Raw genomic sequence first — 19,432 nt, 5'->3', positions numbered from 1 at the left:
CCCACATCGACGGACTCACCAGCCCCGCGCGCGCCACTCCGCCAGGTGGGGCCGCTCGTTGCCGAGCACGCCGTCGCCGCCGTGACCGGGGTAGAACCACGTCTCGTCGGGGAGCCGCCCGAAGATCTTCGTCTCCACCTCGTCGATGAGCTGGGCGAACAGGTCGGCGTCGCCGCGCGTGGCGCCCACTCCGCCGGGGAAGAGCGAGTCGCCGGTGAAGAGGTGGGGAGTGGCCGAGACCGAGGAGTCGTCGATCAGCAGGACGATCGAGCCGGGCGTGTGCCCGGCGATCGGGATCACGTGGAGGTCGCACGTGCCGACGGCCACCTTGTCGCCCGCGCCGACCCGACGGTCCACGGCGACGCCGGTCTGCTCGGTGATGGCGTCCGCGTCCGGTTCCCCGGCGACCACGACCGCCCCCGGGTGCGCCGCCTTCACCGCGGCCAGGCCGCGGTGGTGGTCCCAGTGCTGGTGGGTGGTGACGATCGACGTGAGGGAGCGGTCACCGATCAGCTCGAGCAGGCGCCCGGGCTCCGCTGCGGCGTCGACGAGCACCAGCTCGTCGGTCTCGCTGCAGTGGAGCAGGTAGCAGTTGTTGGACATCTCGGGGTCGACGGCGACCTTGGTCATTGTCAGGCAGCCGAGGGTCCTGGTGTCGGGCGGGCCGCCGGGCGACACGTCCCCGGTGTAGCTCTCGTTGTCGTCGGTCACCACGACTCCACCTCCGGGAGGGTTCCTGCGTCGGTCGTGAGCCCCTCGCCGGCACCGCGGCCGGTGAGCCACCAGCCCAGCTCGTACGACGTACCGCTGACGACGGGACCGCCCTCACCCTCGCCGTAGTGCCACGAGCGGTCGAGGTCGGTCGGCCGGACGGTGAACGGCGCGGGGTAGGGGCGCTTGGTCATGGACTCGAGCAGGAGCAGCCGGAAGTCCTCGGGCCAGTCGGCGGGGGAGTAGCCCGCGTCGAGGTCGGCGTGGTGGATCTCCAGCTCCCGCACCCTCATCAGGGCGACGTTGACGAGGGCGAACTCCGGTCCGCCCGGCGTGCGCTCGAAGCGGCCCGCCCAGTCGTCCTCGTGCATCGCGCCCAGGGCGTCGGCGAACTGCGTCGTGGAGGCGAGGAAGCGCTCCCGGAGCGTCGCGGGGTCGGCGGTGGCGAGCTCGGCGATGTCGGCGTCGCGTCCCTCGGGGGAGGCGTACATCGCCTGCGGCTGGCCGAGGTGCGCCCCGTGCAGGACGCCGGCCAGGCCCTCGGCGTTGAGCGTGAGGTGGGCGATCACGTGGCCGCGGGTCCAGTCCGGCAGCAGCGAGCCACCGGCGTAGTCCGCGTCGGGGAGCCCGTCCACGGTGCGTACGAGGGACTGGTCGGCGCGGGCGATCTGGTCGGGCGAGGGGCGCGTCAGGTCGGTCACATCCCCATCGTGCCACCTCCCTGCGGGCCACCCGCCCGGGTGGACGATGGGCCCGCTGTCGGTGCTGCGTGAGAAGGTGGAACGGTGCGTCGGCTTGACCGCGTGCGCGACCGAGACGAACATGTGTTCGACTCCATCGATCTGCCAGAACGAGGACCACAGTGGCCGACCAGCTCATCATCCGGGGCGCCCGCGAGCACAACCTCAAGGACGTCTCGCTCGACCTTCCGCGCGACGCGCTCATCGTGTTCACGGGGCTGTCCGGCTCGGGGAAGTCGAGCCTCGCCTTCGACACGATCTTCGCCGAGGGCCAGCGCCGCTACGTCGAGTCGTTGTCGGCCTACGCGCGCCAGTTCCTCGGTCAGATGGACAAGCCCGACGTCGACTTCATCGAGGGCCTCAGCCCCGCGGTCAGCATCGACCAGAAGTCGACGTCCAAGAACCCGCGATCCACCGTCGGCACCATCACCGAGGTCTACGACTACCTCCGTCTCCTCTATGCCCGCGCCGGCCGCGCGCACTGCCCGACCTGTGGGGCGCCGATCGAGCGCCAGACGCCGCAGCAGATCGTCGACCGCATCCTCTCCCTCGAGGAGGGCCGCCGCTTCCAGGTGCTGGCGCCCGTCATCCGTGGCCGCAAGGGCGAGTACGTCGAGCTCTTCCGCCAGCTGCAGCAGCAGGGGTTCAGCCGCGCCCGCGTCGACGGCCAGGCCCACACGCTCGACGAGCCGCCGGCGCTCGACAAGAAGCTCAAGCACACGATCGAGGTCGTCGTCGACCGCCTCGCGGTGAAGGAGACGTCCAAGCGTCGCCTGACCGACTCGGTCGAGACCGCGCTGGGCCTCGCGGGCGGGCTGGTCGTGTTCGACTTCGTCGACCTCGACGCCAAGGACCCGGGCCGCGAGATGAAGTTCTCGGAGAAGATGGCGTGCCCCAACGACCACACCATCGACACCGACGACCTCGAGCCGCGCTCGTTCTCCTTCAACTCGCCCTTCGGCGCCTGCACGGTGTGCTCGGGCCTGGGCACCAAGATGGAGGTCGACCCCGAGCTGGTCATCCCCGACCCGGGAGCCACGCTCGGCGAGGGCGCGATCTCCCCGTGGAGCGGCGCCCACGTCGCCGACTACTTCCTCCGCCTGGTCAACGCCCTCGGCGAGGAGCTCGGCTTCGACCTCAACACGCCGTGGGACCAGCTCACCCCCCACGCGCGCACCTCGCTGCTCGAGGGACACAAGACCAAGGTCCACGTCGTCACCCGCAACCGCTACGGCCGCGAGCGCGCCTACTACGCCGCCTTCGAGGGTGTCCGCCCCTATGTCGAGCGCCGCCACAAGGAGGCCGAGTCCGACACCAGCCGGGAGCGCTTCGAGGGCTTCATGCGCGAGGTGCCGTGCCCCGCGTGCCAGGGCACCCGGCTCAAGCCGGTGTCCGTCTCGGTGACCCTCGGCGCCAAGGACGAGGGCGGCAAGAACATCGCCGAGGTCTGCGCGCTGCCGATCAACGAGGCCGCCCACTACCTCCGCACCGTCGACCTGTCGGTGCGTGAGCGCCAGATCGGTGAGCGGGTCCTCAAGGAGATCCAGGAGCGCCTGCAGTTCCTGCTCGACGTCGGTCTCGACTACCTCTCCCTCGACCGGCCCAGCGGGTCGCTGTCGGGCGGCGAGGCGCAGCGGATCCGGCTGGCCACGCAGATCGGCGCCGGCCTCGTCGGCGTCCTCTACGTCCTCGACGAGCCGTCGATCGGTCTCCACCAGCGCGACAACCAGCGGCTCATCGAGACGCTGATCCGGCTCAAGGAGCTCGGCAACACCCTCATCGTGGTCGAGCACGACGAGGAGACGGTCCGCGTCGCCGACTGGGTGGTCGACATCGGTCCGGGTGCCGGCGAGCACGGCGGCCAGGTCGTCCACTCCGGCTCGGTCGAGGACCTGCTGACCCACCCCGACTCGATGACCGGCCAGTACCTCAGTGGTCGCCGCGAGATCCCGATCCCCGCCGTACGCCGTCCCCGCACCGTGGGTCGCGAGCTGACCGTCCACGGCGCCCGCGAGCACAACCTGCAGGACGTCGACGTCAGCTTCCCGCTCGGCGTCTTCACCGCTGTCACCGGCGTCTCCGGCTCCGGCAAGTCGACGCTGGTCAACGACATCCTCTACACCTCGCTCGCCAAGCAGATCTACAACGCCCGTACGGTCCCCGGCCGGCACACCAAGATCAGCGGGCTCGAGCACGTCGACAAGGTGATCCACGTCGACCAGTCGCCGATCGGTCGCACCCCGCGGTCCAACCCCGCGACCTACACCGGCGTCTTCGACCACGTCCGCAGGCTCTTCGCCTCCACCCCGGAGGCAAAGATGCGCGGCTACCTCCAGGGCCGGTTCTCCTTCAACGTCAAGGGCGGCCGCTGCGAGGCCTGCTCCGGTGACGGCACGCTCAAGATCGAGATGAACTTCCTGCCCGACGTCTACGTCCCGTGCGAGGTCTGCCACGGGGCTCGCTACAACCGCGAGACGCTCGAGGTCCACTACAAGGGCAAGACCATCGCCGAGGTCCTCGACATGCCGATCGAGGAGGCGGCCGACTTCTTCGCCGCGGTGCCCGCGATCTCGCGGCACATGAGCACGCTCTGCGAGGTCGGCCTCGGCTACGTCCGGCTCGGACAGCCCGCCACCACGCTGTCCGGCGGCGAGGCGCAGCGCGTCAAGCTGGCGACCGAGCTGCAGAAGCGCTCGACCGGGCGCACCGTCTACGTCCTTGACGAGCCCACCACCGGCCTGCACTTCGAGGACATCCGCAAGCTGCTCCACGTCCTGTCCGGACTGGTCGACAAGGGCAACACCGTCCTGGTGATCGAGCACAACCTCGACGTCATCAAGACCGCCGACTGGCTCATCGACATGGGCCCGGAGGGCGGTTCGCGCGGTGGTTACGTCGTCGCGGAGGGCACGCCCGAGCACGTCGCCGGGGTCGAGGCGAGCCACACCGGCACGTTCCTCAAGCCGATCCTCGAAGGCCGCGGGGCCAAGCAGCCCCGGGGCATGGTCAAGCCCGTCGAGGTCGTCCGACCGGTCACCAAGGCTGCCGCCAAGAAGGTGGCGGCGGCGGAGCGGGCGGCGAGGAAAACAGCGGCTGCCAACGCTCCTGCCAAGAAGGCGGTCGCCAAGAAGGCTGCTGCCAAGAAGGCACCGGCGAAGCGAGCAGCCGCCAAGAAGGCGTCCGCCAGGAAGTAGACCGCGTGGTCTCAGGTGGCTCACAGGTGCTCTGGTTAGGCTCCCGGAGCATGACCGCCATCAACAGACGTCGTGCCCTGTCCGGAACTGCGGCCGTCGCCGTCGGCGTGCCCCTGCTCGCCGCCTGCGGTGGCGACTCGGACACCACGGCCACCGACCCGGCCACCTCGACCAGCCCCGAGGAGGGGTCCGCCTCGCCGAGCGAGGACGGTGCCGCCTCGGGCGGCGGAGAGGCACTCGCCAGCGCCGCCGACGTACCCGTGGGTGGTTGCTTCGTCGTGGCCGCCTCCAAGATCGTGGTGACCCAGCCGACCGAGGGCGACTTCAAGGCCTTCACCGCGGTCTGCACGCACCAGGGCTGCGTCGTCGAGTCCAGCTCCGACGGCGACATCCCGTGCCCCTGCCACGGCAGCACGTTCTCGCTCGAGGACGGATCACCGCTGTCGGGACCGGCATCCAGCCCCCTCGCGGCCGTCGAGATCGCGGTGGACGGGGACGCGATCTCCCTCGCGTAGCTCGAGGACGCCCGGCGTGGGACACAATGCTCCCGAGTTGCCCTGACAGGGGGCATGCGCAGGGGGAGCACCACATGTCTTTTCGGGCACTACGAGCACGCGTCACGCTCGCCACGGCAATCGGCCTCACGGCCGCCCTGCTGGCACCGACGCAGGGCAGCGCCGTTGCACCGGCCCGGTCGGCGAGCGACACGCTCGACGTCACCGGCACGGTCCAGGTGCTGGCGGGGGAGGACGGCGAGGCCGACCGCTACTCGCTGCTCCTGCCGTCCGGCCGCACGCTCGAGCTGGCGGAGGGCTTCACGGCCGAGCCGCTGTCACGCTTCACCGGGAAGGTCGCCGTGCCCGGTGCGGGCAGCGGTCGCACGTTGGCCGGATCGTCGCGAGCCAGCACCCTGCGGCGGGTGGCCGTCTCCGGTGCACGGCTCGAGGTGGTCAGCGCCCGCGTGGCCGAGCCGGCGCCGTCACCCGGCCCGACCCACCACACGACGTACGTCGCCAGGGTGACCAACTTCGGTCCGATCGGCCTGACCGACGCGCAGATCCTCGCCAACATCGACGCCTCCCAGGCCTACTGGGTCCGTGAGTCCGGTGGGCAGATCCCCGCGTGGACGCGGGCCACCGGCGTCGCGGCCGTCGCCTCGACCGCCGGGTCGCCCACCACCTGCGGCCTGGGTGGCGGCGGTGCGGACTTCGCGGCCATCACCGCGAGCGTGGGCGGCCAGGCGTTCCCCGGCGTCGACTTCTCGGGCGCGTCGCCGAACCACCTCATCGTCGTCGTCCCGGAGAACTGCGGCGGCACGGAGGCCACTGGGCGGGCCCGTGTCGGATCGTCCTTCGCCAGCGGCGGCCCGGTGATCATCGACGCGCGGCAGCAGCCGCAGCCCACGATCGACCACGAGCTCGGCCACAACCTCGGGCTCCAGCACGCGAGCAGCATCAATGACGAGTACGGCGACAACTACGAGGTGATGGGCGCCGGACCTGACGACAAGGTGAGCCCCGTGCTCGGCACGGTCTACCGCTGGGAGCAGGGCGTCATCGCTGCCGGCGAGGTCGTCGACGGCACCGCGGGCGGCGCCTGGACCCTGGCTCCGCGTGCGTCGGCCAGCGGGCTGCGCAGCGTCGTCTTCATCGACCCGGACAACGGGCGTCGCCACTTCGTCGACTACCGGGCCGGTGAGGCAGGGACCTTCTACAGCGCCGGAGCCCCCGCCTACTACGGCCAGACCTACCGGCCCGGCATCACGGTGGAGCGCGAGAACGAGGCGAGCGGTGCCTACCTCCTGCCTGCTGCCGGCAACGACGGAGCGCTGCAGTCGGGCGAGGTGTGGTCCAACTCGAGCGGCACGTTGACGGTCACCGGCAACGGTGCCGGTGTGGCAGTCACCCGCGTGCCCACGGCCAACACGGTCGCCGGCGGTACGGCGTACATGTCCGCTCCGACGGCGCTCCGCGACGTCACCGCGTCCGCCTCCGGCTTCGCGCCCGCGCCCGCGGGCTACCGCTACCAGTGGACGTTCAACGGCCAGCCGATCCCCGGCGCCGAGGACGACACCATCCGTCCCACCGCAGGCATGGCCGGCGGGCAGCTCGCCGTCGTCGTGACGGCGTACGCACCCGGCCACAACCCGGTGTCCCGGACGACGGCGGCGCAGACGATCGGACGGGCGGAGTGGTACGCCAACGGCACGCGTCGCTATCCCGAGATCTCCGGGAAGGCGCGGGTGGGCGTCAAGCTCACCGCGCTCGGCCTCGACTGGGTCAACTACTACGGCGAGCGGCCGGCCGACTTCGCGCCGGTCTACAGGTGGACCCGCAACGGCAGGGCCATCAAGGGCGCGACGTCGAGCACCTACCGGCTCACCGTGAAGGACCGCGGCAAGCGGATCCAGGTCTCGGAGTTCCCGCGTGCCGGGGGCTTCGTCACCTCCGACTTCGCGAGGTCCGACACCACCCGCAGGGTCCGCACCGGCAAGCTGATGAGCCCGCGACCGAAGATCGGCGGCAAGGCCAGGGTCGGCAAGCGCGTGGTGGCGCAAACGTTGGGCTGGACCCGTGGCACGAAGTTCCGCTACCAGTGGTTCGCCGGCAAGAAGGCCATCCGCGGCGCGACCGGCAAGAAGCTGCGGATCTCGCGTGCGATGAAGGGCAAGAGGATTGCGGTGAAGGTGACCGGCCGGAAGAAGGGGTTCAGGTCCGCGAGCGCGAAGTCGCGCTCCGAGAAGGTGCGCTGAACGCACCGCGTCATCACTGACCGGGCGGTCCCCGCTGTCGGGGGCCGCCCGTAGGGTTGGCGGGTGGCCACGCCGAGCTCCTATCGACCCGCTCAGGGGTCGATCCCGACCAAGCCGGGGGTCTACCGGTTCCGCGACGCCAAGGGTCGCGTCATCTATGTCGGCAAGGCCAAGAGCCTGCGCCCGCGCCTGTCGTCCTACTTCCAGGACATCGGCAACCTCCACCCGCGCACGGCGAGCATGGTCACGACCGGCGCGAGCGTCGAGTGGACCGTCGTCGACACCGAGGTCGAGGCGCTGCAGCTGGAGTACAGCTGGATCAAGGAGTTCGACCCGCGCTTCAACGTCAAGTACCGCGACGACAAGTCCTACCCCTGGCTCGCGGTCACCGTCGGCGACGAGTTCCCGCGGGTGATGGTCGGGCGCGGCGCCAAGCGCAAGGGCACCCGATACTTCGGCCCCTACAGCCACGCGTGGGCGATCCGCGAGACCGTCGACCTGCTGCTGCGGGTCTTCCCGATGCGCTCGTGCAGCAACGGCGTCTTCAAGCGCTCGGCGCAGATCGGGCGGCCGTGCCTGCTGGGCTACATCGACAAGTGCGCGGCGCCCTGCGTCGGCAACGTCTCGCCCGACGAGCACCGCGAGATCGTCGACGACTTCTGCGACTTCATGGGCGGCAACACCACCGCGTTCACCAAGCGCATCGAGCGCCAGATGTACGCCGCCTCCGAGGCGCTCGACTTCGAGAAGGCCGCCCGGTTGCGTGACGACCTCGGCGCGCTGACGAAGGCGCTGGAGAAGCAGGCGGTGGTGCTGGGCGACGGCACCGACGCCGACGTGATCGCCCTCGCCGAGGACCCGCTCGAGGTCGCCGTCCAGATCTTCTACGTCCGCGGCGGCCGGATCCGCGGCCAGCGCGGGTGGGTGGCCGACCGCACCGACGAGGGCGGCACCCCCGAGCTCGTGCAGGACTTCCTGCTCCAGCTCTACGGCGGCGTCGGCGTCGACGACGGGGGAGAGACCATCCCGCGCGAGGTGCTGGTGCCGGCGCTGCCGCCCGACGCCGACGTGCTCGAGGTGCTCCTGGGCGAGCGACGCGGCAGCAAGGTCTCCATCCGGGTGCCGCAGCGCGGCGACAAGCGCGACCTGCAGCAGACCGTCGCCAACAACGCCTCGCAGGCGCTCATGCTCCACAAGACCAAGCGCGCCAGCGACCTGACCACCCGCAACCGGGCGCTCGAGGAGATCCAGAAGGCGCTCGCGCTCGACGAGGTGCCGCTGCGCATCGAGTGCTACGACGTGTCCAACCTCCAGGGCACCGAGGTGGTCGCCTCGATGGTCGTCTTCGAGGACGGCCTGTCCCGCAAGTCCGAGTACCGCCGCTTCGTGATCCGCGGCGTCGACGGGCAGAACGACGTCGCGTCGATGCACGAGGTGATCACCAGGCGCTTCAAGCGGCTGCTCGACGAGCAGGCGCGGAGCGAGACCGTGTCGACCGACTCCGGTCCGATGCTGGTCGACCCCGAGACAGGACGGCCGAGGAAGTTCGCCTACGCACCGGGCCTGGTCGTCGTCGACGGCGGACCGCCCCAGGTGGCCGCGGCCCAGGAGGCGCTCGCCGAGCTCGGGGTCACCGACATCCCGGTGTGCGGCCTGGCCAAGCGGCTCGAGGAGGTGTGGCTGCCGGGGGAGGAGGACCCGGTGATCATGGCCCGCACCAGCGAGGGCCTCTACCTCCTCCAGCGGATCCGCGACGAGGCCCACCGGTTCGCGATCAACCATCACCGCAGCCGGCGTTCCAAGTCGATGGTCGAGAGCATGCTCGACGACGTGCCTGGTCTCGGCGAGGTGCGGCGCAAGACGCTGCTCAAGCACTTCGGGTCGCTCAAGAAGCTCCGTGAGGCCGATGCCGACGCCATCGCGCTGGTGCCCGGGATCGGCCCCCGGACCGCCACCGCCATCAAGGACGCGGTCGCGAAGGCCGACGCGACCCGCAAGACTCACGCCACGTCCCCGGCGGTCAACACGGCCACCGGCGAGCTCATCGAGGAGGACTGAATGTCTGAGCCCACACCCGGCGAGCTGGTCATCGTCACCGGCATGACCGGCGCCGGTCGGAGCACGGCGGCCAAGGAGCTCGAGGACCTCGGCTTCTTCGTGGTCGACAACCTCCCGCCCACGCTGGTGCGCGACGTCGTACGCCTCGTCGACGACAGCCGGGGCATCCAGCAGCCGATCGCCGTCGTGGTCGACGTCCGGTCCGGGTCGTTCTTCGACACCCTGCAGGCCAACCGTCACCAGCAGGTCACCGGTCGACCCACGACGCTGCTCTTCCTCGAGGCCACCGACGACGTCCTCGTACGCCGTCAGGAGGCGGCCCGGCGACCGCACCCGCTGCAGGGGAGCGGGCGGCTGCTCCACGGCCTGCAGCGCGAGCGCGACGTGATGGCCGACATCCGCGGCGACTCCGACGTCCTCCTCGACACGTCCAACTTCAACGTCCACCAGCTCCAGGACCGGATCGCCGAGCTGTTCGGCACGGCCGCCACCACGCGCCTGCAGGTGACGGTGATCAGCTTCGGCTTCAAGTACGGCATCCCGGTGGACGCCGACTGGGTCGCCGACATGCGGTTCCTGCCCAACCCGCACTGGATCCCCGAGCTGCGTCCGCAGAACGGCCGCGATCCCGACGTCGCCGCCTACGTCCTCTCCCAGCCGGGTGCGGGCACGCTCCTCGAGCAGTACCTGCCCGTGCTGGAGACCGTGGCGCAGGGCTACCTCGGCGAGGGCAAGCGCTTCATGCAGGTGGCGGTCGGCTGCACCGGGGGCAAGCACCGCAGCGTCGCGATGACCGAGGCGATCGCGGGCCGGCTGCGTGAGGCGGGCTACGACGTGAGCACCGCCCACCGCGACCTCGGCAGGGAGTGACGTGGCCCGCGACACCGCGCAGGCCGCCGTCGCCCTCGGCGGCGGGCACGGGCTCGCCGCCACGCTGTCGGCGTTGCGCCGCCTCAAGGACGACCTCACCATCGACGACCTGACCGCGGTCGTGACGGTCGCCGACAACGGCGGGTCCTCCGGCCGGCTGCGCGGCGAGTTCGGCGTACTTCCTCCCGGCGACCTGCGGATGGCGCTCGCCGCCCTCTGCGGCGACGACGAGTGGGGCCGCACGTGGGCCGACGTCGTCCAGCACCGCTTCGCCGGGCACGGTGAGATGCAGGGCCACGTCGTCGGCAACCTGCTGATCGTGTCGCTCTGGGAGCTCATGGGCGACCCCGTCCGCGCGCTCGACTGGGTGGGACGCCTGCTCGGCGCCCACGGGCGGGTGCTGCCGATGGCCACCACGCCCATGGACATCACCGCGCGGGTGCGGGGGGCCGATCCTGCGGACCCGGACGGCGTGAGCGTCGTACGCGGCCAGGTCGAGGTCGCGACCACCGTCGGGCAGATCGAGTCCGTCGCTCTCGTGCCCGAGGACCCGCAGGCCTGCGACGAGGCCGTCGAGGCGATCCGCACCGCCGAATGGGTCGTGCTGGGGCCCGGGTCGTGGTTCACCTCCGTCATCCCGCACCTCATGGTTCCCGGGCTGCGGACGGCGCTGGCCGAGACCCGGGGCCGGCTGGTCGTGGTGCTCAACCTGGAGGCGCAGCTGGGGGAGACCACCGGCTTCGGGCCTGCCGACCACCTCGCCGCGCTGTTCGAGCACGCGCCGGACCTGACCGTCCACGCCGTGCTCGTCGACGCCTCGTCCCTGGCCGATGACCGCGACCGCCTCGAGAAGTCCGTGGCCGATCGGGGGGCGCGCCTGGTCGTGGAGGACATCGCCGTGCCCGGTGAGCCGCGCCACGATCCCGACCGTCTCGCGGCCGCCTTCGCGCGGATCGTCGAGGAAGCGGTCGAGGGTCGTTGACCAGCCCTCAGTCGATCGCGGGGAGGGCCGGTTTCGGTAGTTGACCAGCCCCGCCTCGATTCGAGGGAGTGCCGATTTCGGTAGTTGACCAGCATGGCAGGATTCCGCCCATGGCAATGACGGCACAGGTGAAGGCCGAGCTCGCCTCCACCCAGATCACCAAGACCTGCTGCCGCAAGGCCGAGGTGGCCTCGATGCTCCGCTTCGCAGGCGGGCTCCACATCGTGAGCGGCAAGATCGTGGTCGAGGCCGAGCTCGACACGGGTGCGGCCGCGCGACGGCTGCGCAAGGACATCTCCGAGGTCTACGGGCATCCCTCCGACGTGGTGATGGTGCAGGGCAACGGCATCCGCAAGGGCAGCCGCTACATCGTGCGCGTGACCAAGGACGGTGAGGCGCTGGCGCGCCAGACCGGCCTGCTCGACCAGCGCGGGCGCCCCGTACGCGGCCTGCCGCCCGCCGTCGTCAGCGGAGGCGGCTGTGACGCCGTGGCCGCGTGGCGCGGTGCCTTCCTGGCTCACGGCTCGCTGACCGAGCCCGGTCGCTCCTCCTCGCTGGAGATCACCTGCCCCGGTCCCGAGGCCGCCCTCGCGATCGTGGGCGTGGCCCGCCGGCTCGGCATCTCCGCCAAGGCGCGCGAGGTGCGCGGGGTCGACCGGGTCGTGATCCGCGACGGCGACGCCATCGGTGCGCTGCTCACCCGTCTCGGCGCCCACGAGTCGCTGATGGCCTGGGAGGAGCGTCGGATGCGCCGCGAGGTGCGGGCCACCGCCAACCGGCTGGCCAACTTCGACGATGCCAACCTGCGACGCTCGGCCCGCGCGGCCGTGGCTGCGGGGGCCCGGGTCGACCGCGCCCTGGAGATCCTCGGCGAGGAGATCCCCGACCACCTGCGCCAGGCCGGACACCTCCGGCTCGAGCACAAGCAGGCCTCGCTCGAGGAGCTCGGCCAGCTGCACGACCCGGTCCTCACCAAGGACGCGATCGCCGGTCGGATCCGCCGGCTGCTCGCGATGGCCGACAAGCGCGCCGAGGACCTCGGCATCCCCGACACCGAGGCATCACTGACCCCGGAGATGCTCGCCGAGGATGAGTGAACAGCGGCGGCCGAGGGACGAGGCCGGCGCGTGGGTTCACCAGGTTGAGCGAGCCCGCGACTGAGCCTGCGAAGTCGCGTCAGGCGTGTCGAAACCATAGTGAACAGCGGCGGCCGGCCCGTCAGGTCGCCACGCCTCTTGGATCGATCCAAAGTTACCTGTCCGTACCGCGAACGACCAGGCCCTTCGGCCCTGTCCGCACCCGATAGGGTCGGCGATGCTGGTCACCGAAGGCCAGAGTTGTCGACGGGGTCACCGAAGGCCCCACACCAAGGAGACATGCACCCATGACTGTCCGCGTAGGTATCAACGGCTTCGGCCGCATCGGCCGCAACTTCTTCCGCGCCGTGCGCGCCTCGGGCGCCGACATCGAGATCGTCGGGATCAACGACCTGACTGACAACGCCGTCCTGGCGCACCTGCTCAAGTACGACTCGATCCTGGGCCGCCTCGACGCCGACGTGTCGAGCGACGAGACCTCGATCAAGGTCGGCGACCAGACGATCCGTGCGTTCGCCGAGCGCGACCCGGCCAACCTCGGCTGGGCCGAGCTCGACGTCGACGTCGTCGTCGAGTCGACCGGCTTCTTCACCGACGCCACCAAGGCCAAGGCCCACATCGACGCCGGCGCCAAGAAGGTCATCATCTCCGCGCCCGCCTCCAACGAGGACATCACGATCGTGATGGGCGTCAATCACACCGACTACGACGCCGCGTCGCACCACGTGATCTCCAACGCGTCGTGCACCACCAACTGCCTCGGCCCGATGGCGAAGGCACTCAACGACGAGCTCGGCATCGTCAAGGGCCTGATGACCACTATCCACGCCTACACCGCCGACCAGAACCTCCAGGACAACATCCACAAGGACTTGCGTCGCGCCCGCGCCGCCGCGCTCAACATCATCCCGACGTCGACGGGTGCGGCCAAGGCCATCGGCCTGGTCCTGCCCGAGCTGAAGGGCAAGCTCGACGGCTTCGCGCTCCGCGTGCCCGTGCCCACCGGCTCTGCCACCGACCTCACCTTCGAGGCCGGTCGCGAGACCACCGTCGAGGAGGTCAACGCGATCATCGAGAAGGCCGCCGACGGTCGTTTCCTCAGGTACTCGACCGACCCGATCGTGTCCTCCGACATCGTCACCGACCCGGCGTCGTGCATCTTCGACGCCCCGCTCACCAAGGTGATCGGCAACCAGGTCAAGGTCGTCGGCTGGTACGACAACGAGTGGGGCTACTCCAACCGCCTCGTCGACCTGATCGGTTACGTCGGCGAGACGCTCTGACGTCGATGGCATCCCACACTGCAGGCATCGAGTCGCTGGGTGACCTGACGGGCAAGCGCGTCCTGGTCCGCTCGGACCTCAACGTGCCCCTCGACGGCACCACGATCACCGACGACGGCCGGATCCGCGCGAGCGTGCCGACCATCCAGCAGCTCTCCGACGCGGGTGCCCGGGTGGTCGTCACCGCCCACCTGGGCCGCCCGGACGGCTCACCGGACCCGAAGTTCTCCCTGGGACCGGTGGCCGCCCGTCTGTCCGAGCTGCTCGGTCGGCCCGTGGCGTTCGCGACCGACACCGTCGGCGCCAGCGCCTCGGAGACGGTAGCCGCCCTCCAGGACGGCGAGATCGCCGTGCTGGAGAACGTCCGCTTCAACGACGGAGAGACCAGCAAGGACGACGCCGTCCGTGGCGGATTCGCCGACCAGCTGGCGCAGCTGGCCGACGCCTTCGTCTCCGACGGCTTCGGCGTCGTCCACCGCAAGCAGGCCAGCGTCTACGACGTCGCGCTGCGGCTGCCGTCCGCGATGGGCGGCCTGGTCGCGGCCGAGGTCGACGTGCTGCGTCGTCTCACCGAGAGCCCCGAGCGCCCCTACGTGGTCGTGCTCGGCGGTTCGAAGGTGTCGGACAAGCTCGGCGTCATCGACAACCTGATCGACAAGGCCGACAAGATCCTCATCGGCGGCGGCATGGTCTTCACGTTCCTCAAGGCCCAGGGCCACGAGGTGGGCAAGAGCCTGCTCGAGGCCGACCAGCTCGACACCTGCACCCGCTACCTCAGCGAGGCGGCGGACCGCGGTGTCGAGATCGTGCTCCCGACGGACGTCGTGGTCGACACGGCGTTCCCGTCGGGCGACCGCGAGCCCCAGCCCAGCGTCGTACCTGCCTCGGAGATCCCTGCCGACGCGCTGGGTCTCGACATCGGCCCGGACTCCGCCACCGCGTTCGCGGCGGCGCTGGCCGATGCCAGGACCGTGTTCTGGAACGGACCGATGGGCGTCTTCGAGGTCGACGCGTTCGCCGACGGCACCCGTGCCGTCGCGCAGGCACTGACCGAGGTCGACGGGCTCTCCGTCGTCGGCGGCGGCGACTCGGCCGCGGCCGTGCGCCAGCTCGGCTTCGACGAGGGCGCGTTCGGTCACATCTCCACGGGCGGTGGCGCCTCGCTGGAGTTCCTGGAGGGCAAGGAGCTCCCGGGCATCGCCGTACTCGAGAGGGACTGAGCCATGGCTCGCACGAAGAACGACCGCACCCCGCTGATGGCGGGCAACTGGAAGATGAACCTGAACCACCAGGAAGCGGTGGTGCTGGTCCAGAAGCTCGCGTGGACGCTGTCGGACAAGCGCCACGACTACGCCAAGGCCGAGGTGGTCGTGGTGCCGCCGTTCACCGACCTCCGTTCGGTGCAGACGCTGGTCGACGGTGACCGGCTCTCGATCGGCTACGGCGCGCAGGACGTGTCCGTGCACGACAGCGGTGCCTACACCGGCGAGATCTCGGCGGCGATGCTGGCCAAGCTCGGCTGTTCCTACGTCGTGGTCGGGCACTCCGAGCGCCGGATGTTCCACAACGAGAGCGACGAGCTGGTCAACGCCAAGGCGCACGTGTCGCTGCGCGCCGGCATGACCCCCATCGTCTGCGTCGGCGAGGGGCTCGACGTACGCCAGGCGGGCGAGCACGTGCCCTTCACGCTGTCGCAGGTCGACGGGTCGCTCGACGGGTTCACGGCCGAGCAGGTCGCCGGCCTCGTGGTCGCGTACGAGCCCGTGTGGGCCATCGGCACCGGCGAGGTCGCGACCCCGGACGACGCCCAGGAGGTGTGCGCGGCCATCCGCGAGCGCATCCGCGAGGTGCACGGTGACGGGGCGGCCGAGGGCCTGCGGATCCTCTACGGCGGGTCCGTGAAGGCCGCCAACGTCGGCGGGATCATGGACAAGGCGGACGTCGACGGCTGCCTCGTCGGGGGCGCGAGCCTGCAGGTCGACGAGTTCGGCGGCATCTGCCGGTTCTACGACATGCCGGTGCTGTGAGCCGCCGACCGGTTCGTCACCGTCGTGACGTAGGCTTCCGCTCGTGATTCTGCTCTTCACCATCCTGCTCGTCATTGCGAGCGCGATCATGATCCTGCTGGTGCTGCTCCACAAGGGACGCGGCGGTGGCCTCTCCGACATGTTCGGCGGAGGTGTGTCCAGCAGTTTGGGGGGATCGTCGGTGGCTGAGCGCAACCTCGACCGGTTCACGGTCGGTGTCGGCGTCATCTGGTTTGCCTGCATCGTGGCACTGGGCCTTCTGAAGGCCTACCAGTAACAACCTGAGTCCCCCGAACAAGGAGTAGTGCTCGTGGCTGGTGGTGGAAACGCGATCCGAGGAAGTCGGGTCGGGGCTGGCCCCATGGGCGAGGCCGAGCGCGGCGAGGCTGCGCCTCGGCAGACAGTGACGTACTTCTGCAGTCACGACCACCGCTCGGTGGTCACCTTCGCGATCGAGGCCGCCGCGCCCGATTCGTGGGACTGCCCCAAGTGTGGCCTGCCGGCGAGCCTCGACAGCGAGAACCCGCCCCCGGCGCCGAAGATCGAGCCCTACAAGACGCACCTCGCCTACGTGAAGGAACGACGTAGCGAGACCGAGGCCGCCGACATCCTCGACGAGGCCGTCGCCCAGCTGCGCAGCCGCCGCAAGGCCGGCGAGATCATCTTCTGACCCGCTGACCTGTCGCTTGTGTGCACGCACAAGGCGCCGAGCTGGCGCCTGTGTGCGCGGCGGGCGCGCCGAGCTGACGCTTGTGTGCGCGGCGGGCGCGCCGAGCTGGCGCTTGTGTGCGCGGCGGGCGCGTCGAGCTGACGCTTGAGTGCGCGGCGGGCGCGCCGAGCTGACGCTTGTGGTCACGCAGGGCGGCGTCGCGTACGTCGCACGGCCTCGGCGACGACGGCGAAGATGGCTTCCTCGACCCGTTGATGGTGACCATAGACATCGACCGAGACCAGCGGCTCGATGACCCAGTCCTCGTCGCGGTCCAGCCACGATCGTCGTGCCGCGTCGTGCTCGCGGGCAACGTCGTTGTCGTGCCACTCCTCGCCGTCGAACTCCACCCCTGCGCGGATTCCGGCGGCTCCGACGTCGATCAAGGCCAGTCGAGGTCCGGACCGAACCTCGACCTGCGGCTCGGGCGGCGGGACCGGCAGCTGGATCCAACGCCAACGAATCACGCTCTCCCCGCCCGACTGCGAACGTCCGTCTGTGTGAGGAGCGACGAGTCGGAGCGTGGTCACCCACCGCATGCCCTTGAAGCGGTCGATCTCAATGAGCAGCTCACCGAGCGAGAACGCGTCCAAGCCGTGCAGGGCGTCGAGTGCTGTGATCGCCGGCTCCGGCCACCGCTGTCGACCGAGGTCGAGCGCGGTTCTGAGGGGCGTCGTCAGCCTCAACCCGTGCAGCTCCGTGACGTCGCGGGGAAGCAGCTCGCGCTGGCCACCGTCGACCAGCTTGTTGCGGAGCCGGCCGCGACCCAGCGGGAGGTCCATCGTCACCGGCATGACGTTGAGGTGCTCGTTGGGAAGCAGGAGCATGCTCGCTCCCCACAGCCATCCCGCGTGACGATCGACCACGATCGCATCGGGCGGGACCACGAGGCGTAGGCACTCGCACCGGGTGGCGATGTCGTCAGGCAGCTGCGCGGGCACGTAGCAGTTCCGGATCGGGTGGCGCAGCAGGCCGGCTCCGACCAGAGCGGCCAGGTCACGCGGCCCGACACCGTTCTCCGCGGCAGTCCGCGCGGTGAAGGGTGTGCCAGTCGGCAGCGGGAAGGTGTCGTCGAGGAACGGGAGATGCAGCCACGGGGTGAGGTCCATCCCCAGACGGTTCCCGCAAGGCCGCGAGATCGAACCGGGCGCTTCTTACCTGTGGATATCGTGCGAGCAAGCGTCAGGTCGGCACGTGCTGCGTGCGCACAAGCGTCAGGTCGGCACCTGCTGCGTGCGAGCAAGCGTCAGGTCGGCACCTGCTGCGTGCGCGCAAGCGTCAGGTCGGCAGTTGCTGCGTGCACGCAAGCGTCAGCTCGGGGTGGTGTCGGGGTCGAGCCAGAAGATCGTCTCGACCGTCCCGCGGGGCACGCGGGCGGGGCACTCGACTGCCTCCGGGGAGCCGATCTCGGCGGGGCCGGACAGGGCGCGAGCCACGGCCTCGGCCTTGTCGGCGCCGGCGGCGACGAACCAGACCGCGCGGCTGTGCTCCATCGCCTCGAAGGTGAGGGAGACGCGTTCGGGCGGAGGCTTGGGCGAGTCCTCGACGGGTACGGCGATCGCGTCGCGGACCTGGGCGGCCGGGTGTCCGGGGAAGAGCGAGGCGACATGGCCGTCCGGGCCGATGCCGAGCATCAGCACCTCGAAGGACCCGGCCCCGTGCTCGCGCATCGTCTCGGAGTAGGCAAGCGCGGCCTCGGCGAGGGACAGCCCCGCGTCGCTCGCAGGCACCACGTGGACGTTGGCCGGGTCGACCCCGACCTCCGAGATGAAGGCCTCGTGTGCCTGCACCTCGTTGCGGTAGGCGTCGCCGGCCGGCGCCCAACGTTCGTCGCCCCACCAGAGCACGACCCGTGACCAGTCGACGGGCGACTCGGGGGAGAGGCGGGCGAGCTCGCGGTGCAGCTCGTCGGCGATGGTCCCGCCGGTGAGGCCGACCTGCGGCACCTCGCCGCGGGACTGCGCGTCCGCGAGCCGGTCCAGCAGCGCGACGGCGACAGCGGTCGCGAGCGCGGACCGTGAGGCCGAGGAGCGCACCTCCGGTGCCGCGCTCACTTGCCACCCGCCAGCTTGACGAGCCGCGCCGCGGTGGCGGCGTACACATCGTCCTCGTCGAGGCGGCGCAGCTCCTCGGAGAGCAGGGCCGGGACCTCGCGGCGCTTGAGCGCCACCGGTCGGTCGGGCCGGTGGGGGGAGGTGAAGGTGGCGAGCGCCCCGTCGGCACGTGCGATGCGGATCGGACCCTGCTTGGTCTCCATGCTCACCTCGGTGATGCCCGGGCCGTCGGAGGTGCCGCGGGAGACCTCGACCTTGAGCCGGTCGCAGAGCCAGGCCACCAGCAGGTCGGCGCTAGGGCTGATCCGTTCGCCGGTGACCTTGGCGCTCGTGACCTTCAACGGGTGCTGGTCGAGCGACGCTGCCAGCAGCGCCCGCCACGGGGTGAGCCGGGTCCAGCTGAGGTCGGTGTTGCCGGGTGCGTAGGCGCGGCACTGGTGGAGCATCGCGGTGGACTTCCCGCGCGAGACCGACGCCGAGTCGGTGATCCGCCGCTGGGCCAGGGCGCCGAGCGGGTCGGCGGCGATGTCGGCGGGTGCGGCGGTAGGCCACCAGATGGCGACGGGGGAGTCGGGCAGCAGCAGGGGCAGCACGACGGACTCGGCGTGCTTGACCACCTCGCCCTTGAGCCGGATGAGCGCTGTCTCGCCGCCCCAGCCGTCGCCGCTGCCGACCTGGGCGTTGACGTGGCCCGAGCCGCGGGCGTCCCCGAGGATGACCCCCAGGACGCGCGAAGGGTGCTCGCGCGAGGCCCGCTTGGCCGCGAGCATCGCCTCCGCCGCGTCCTCCTCGGGCGCGACGATGATCAACGTCATCACCATGCCCATGGCCGGGCTGCCGGCCCGGGTGCGGGAGCGTACGAACTCCGCGGCGATCTTGGCCGCGTTGGTGTCGGTGAGCTCGATCATCTCGGGGTCCCCTCGAAGGCGTGGGTGGACGGAGCGGAGCGGGAGGA

At 70.7% G+C, this 19,432-nt stretch carries 17 protein-coding genes; 12 read left to right on the top strand and 5 right to left on the bottom strand.

Translation table 11 applies throughout. The features are described 5' to 3' along the window. Window positions 1-15 precede the first annotated feature (15 nt). On the bottom strand, window positions 16-714 hold the full coding sequence (locus BM127_RS13790; RefSeq protein ID WP_332871332.1) for an MBL fold metallo-hydrolase: 699 nt from the start codon (window positions 712-714) through the stop codon (window positions 16-18). Then, the gene (locus BM127_RS13785; RefSeq protein ID WP_157829570.1) at window positions 708-1,412 is read right to left on the bottom strand and encodes a maleylpyruvate isomerase family mycothiol-dependent enzyme; all 705 of its coding nucleotides are present in this window, start codon (window positions 1,410-1,412) and stop codon (window positions 708-710) included. Before BM127_RS13785 ends, BM127_RS13790 begins: the two co-directional genes overlap by 7 nt. 161 nt (window positions 1,413-1,573) lie before the next feature. On the opposite strand from BM127_RS13785, the gene uvrA reads away from it, so the two are divergent. The 12 genes from uvrA to BM127_RS13725 all read left to right on the top strand — a co-directional run bounded on the left by uvrA (window position 1,574) and on the right by BM127_RS13725 (window position 16,384). After that, window positions 1,574-4,645: an excinuclease ABC subunit UvrA gene (uvrA, locus tag BM127_RS13780; protein ID WP_091199380.1), complete on the top strand. Its 3,072-nt coding sequence runs from the start codon at window positions 1,574-1,576 to the stop codon at window positions 4,643-4,645. Window positions 4,646-4,695: 50 nt separating this feature from the next. Then, on the top strand, window positions 4,696-5,160 hold the full coding sequence (locus BM127_RS13775) for a Rieske (2Fe-2S) protein (protein WP_091199379.1): 465 nt from the start codon (window positions 4,696-4,698) through the stop codon (window positions 5,158-5,160). 74 nt (window positions 5,161-5,234) lie between these two features. Then, window positions 5,235-7,397 carry a metallopeptidase domain-containing protein gene (locus tag BM127_RS13770; protein ID WP_091199378.1) on the top strand — a complete coding sequence of 721 codons (2,163 nt, stop codon included), beginning with the start codon at window positions 5,235-5,237 and terminating at the stop codon, window positions 7,395-7,397. Between the two features lie 63 nt (window positions 7,398-7,460). Beyond that, complete coding sequence (uvrC, locus tag BM127_RS13765) at window positions 7,461-9,455, top strand: excinuclease ABC subunit UvrC (RefSeq protein ID WP_091199377.1); 1,995 nt, start codon at window positions 7,461-7,463, stop codon at window positions 9,453-9,455. Next, window positions 9,456-10,325, top strand: coding sequence for an RNase adapter RapZ (rapZ, locus tag BM127_RS13760; RefSeq protein ID WP_091199376.1), 870 nt, complete (start codon window positions 9,456-9,458; stop codon window positions 10,323-10,325). Window position 10,326: 1 nt separating this feature from the next. Beyond that, complete coding sequence (locus BM127_RS13755) at window positions 10,327-11,307, top strand: gluconeogenesis factor YvcK family protein (RefSeq protein WP_091199375.1); 981 nt, start codon at window positions 10,327-10,329, stop codon at window positions 11,305-11,307. A gap of 110 nt (window positions 11,308-11,417) precedes the next feature. Continuing rightward, window positions 11,418-12,404 (top strand): DNA-binding protein WhiA, encoded by a 987-nt coding sequence (gene whiA / locus BM127_RS13750; RefSeq protein ID WP_091199374.1) that lies wholly within the window; start codon window positions 11,418-11,420, stop codon window positions 12,402-12,404. 287 nt (window positions 12,405-12,691) lie between these two features. Then, window positions 12,692-13,687: a type I glyceraldehyde-3-phosphate dehydrogenase gene (gene gap / locus BM127_RS13745; protein ID WP_091199373.1), complete on the top strand. Its 996-nt coding sequence runs from the start codon at window positions 12,692-12,694 to the stop codon at window positions 13,685-13,687. Between the two features lie 5 nt (window positions 13,688-13,692). Beyond that, window positions 13,693-14,907, top strand: a complete 1,215-nt coding sequence (locus tag BM127_RS13740) for a phosphoglycerate kinase (protein ID WP_091199372.1) — start codon at window positions 13,693-13,695, stop codon at window positions 14,905-14,907. 3 nt (window positions 14,908-14,910) lie between these two features. Beyond that, a complete protein-coding gene (tpiA, locus tag BM127_RS13735) occupies window positions 14,911-15,714 on the top strand; it encodes a triose-phosphate isomerase (RefSeq protein WP_091199371.1) in 804 nt (267 codons plus the stop codon). Between the two features lie 43 nt (window positions 15,715-15,757). Next, window positions 15,758-15,991 carry a preprotein translocase subunit SecG gene (gene secG, locus BM127_RS13730; protein WP_091199370.1) on the top strand — a complete coding sequence of 78 codons (234 nt, stop codon included), beginning with the start codon at window positions 15,758-15,760 and terminating at the stop codon, window positions 15,989-15,991. Between the two features lie 33 nt (window positions 15,992-16,024). After that, the gene (locus BM127_RS13725; RefSeq protein ID WP_091199476.1) at window positions 16,025-16,384 is read left to right on the top strand and encodes an RNA polymerase-binding protein RbpA; all 360 of its coding nucleotides are present in this window, start codon (window positions 16,025-16,027) and stop codon (window positions 16,382-16,384) included. 182 nt (window positions 16,385-16,566) lie between these two features. Here the strand turns inward: BM127_RS13725 and BM127_RS13720 are convergent, their stop codons facing one another. From BM127_RS13720 to BM127_RS13710, 3 genes are all read right to left on the bottom strand, one after another. Continuing rightward, complete coding sequence (locus BM127_RS13720) at window positions 16,567-17,532, bottom strand: hypothetical protein (RefSeq protein WP_091199369.1); 966 nt, start codon at window positions 17,530-17,532, stop codon at window positions 16,567-16,569. Window positions 17,533-17,733: 201 nt separating this feature from the next. Beyond that, window positions 17,734-18,477 (bottom strand): 6-phosphogluconolactonase, encoded by a 744-nt coding sequence (gene pgl / locus BM127_RS13715; protein WP_091199368.1) that lies wholly within the window; start codon window positions 18,475-18,477, stop codon window positions 17,734-17,736. Continuing rightward, the gene (locus BM127_RS13710) at window positions 18,474-19,385 is read right to left on the bottom strand and encodes a glucose-6-phosphate dehydrogenase assembly protein OpcA (RefSeq protein WP_091199367.1); all 912 of its coding nucleotides are present in this window, start codon (window positions 19,383-19,385) and stop codon (window positions 18,474-18,476) included. The genes pgl and BM127_RS13710 overlap by 4 nt, the downstream gene beginning before the upstream one ends. Between the last annotated feature and the right edge of the window lie 47 nt (window positions 19,386-19,432).

This window comes from Nocardioides alpinus, from assembly GCF_900112035.1.
In the GTDB taxonomy this organism is placed as follows: Bacteria; Actinomycetota; Actinomycetes; order Propionibacteriales; family Nocardioidaceae; genus Nocardioides; species Nocardioides alpinus.
This window is presented reverse-complemented; position numbering and strand designations above follow the sequence as displayed.

Bases quoted from the DNA above. Each gene is read 5' to 3' on its own strand.
- BM127_RS13775 (WP_091199379.1), top strand. From the start codon at position 4,696: ATGACCGCCATCAACAGACGTCGTGCCCTGTCCGGAACTGCGGCCGTC.
- BM127_RS13770 (WP_091199378.1), top strand. From the start codon at position 5,235: ATGTCTTTTCGGGCACTACGAGCACGCGTCACGCTCGCCACGGCAATC.
- rapZ (WP_091199376.1), top strand. From the start codon at position 9,456: ATGTCTGAGCCCACACCCGGCGAGCTGGTCATCGTCACCGGCATGACC.
- whiA (WP_091199374.1), top strand. From the start codon at position 11,418: ATGGCAATGACGGCACAGGTGAAGGCCGAGCTCGCCTCCACCCAGATC.
- gap (WP_091199373.1), top strand. From the start codon at position 12,692: ATGACTGTCCGCGTAGGTATCAACGGCTTCGGCCGCATCGGCCGCAAC.
- BM127_RS13740 (WP_091199372.1), top strand. From the start codon at position 13,693: ATGGCATCCCACACTGCAGGCATCGAGTCGCTGGGTGACCTGACGGGC.
- tpiA (WP_091199371.1), top strand. From the start codon at position 14,911: ATGGCTCGCACGAAGAACGACCGCACCCCGCTGATGGCGGGCAACTGG.
- BM127_RS13720 (WP_091199369.1), bottom strand. From the start codon at position 17,532: ATGGACCTCACCCCGTGGCTGCATCTCCCGTTCCTCGACGACACCTTC.
- BM127_RS13710 (WP_091199367.1), bottom strand. From the start codon at position 19,385: ATGATCGAGCTCACCGACACCAACGCGGCCAAGATCGCCGCGGAGTTC.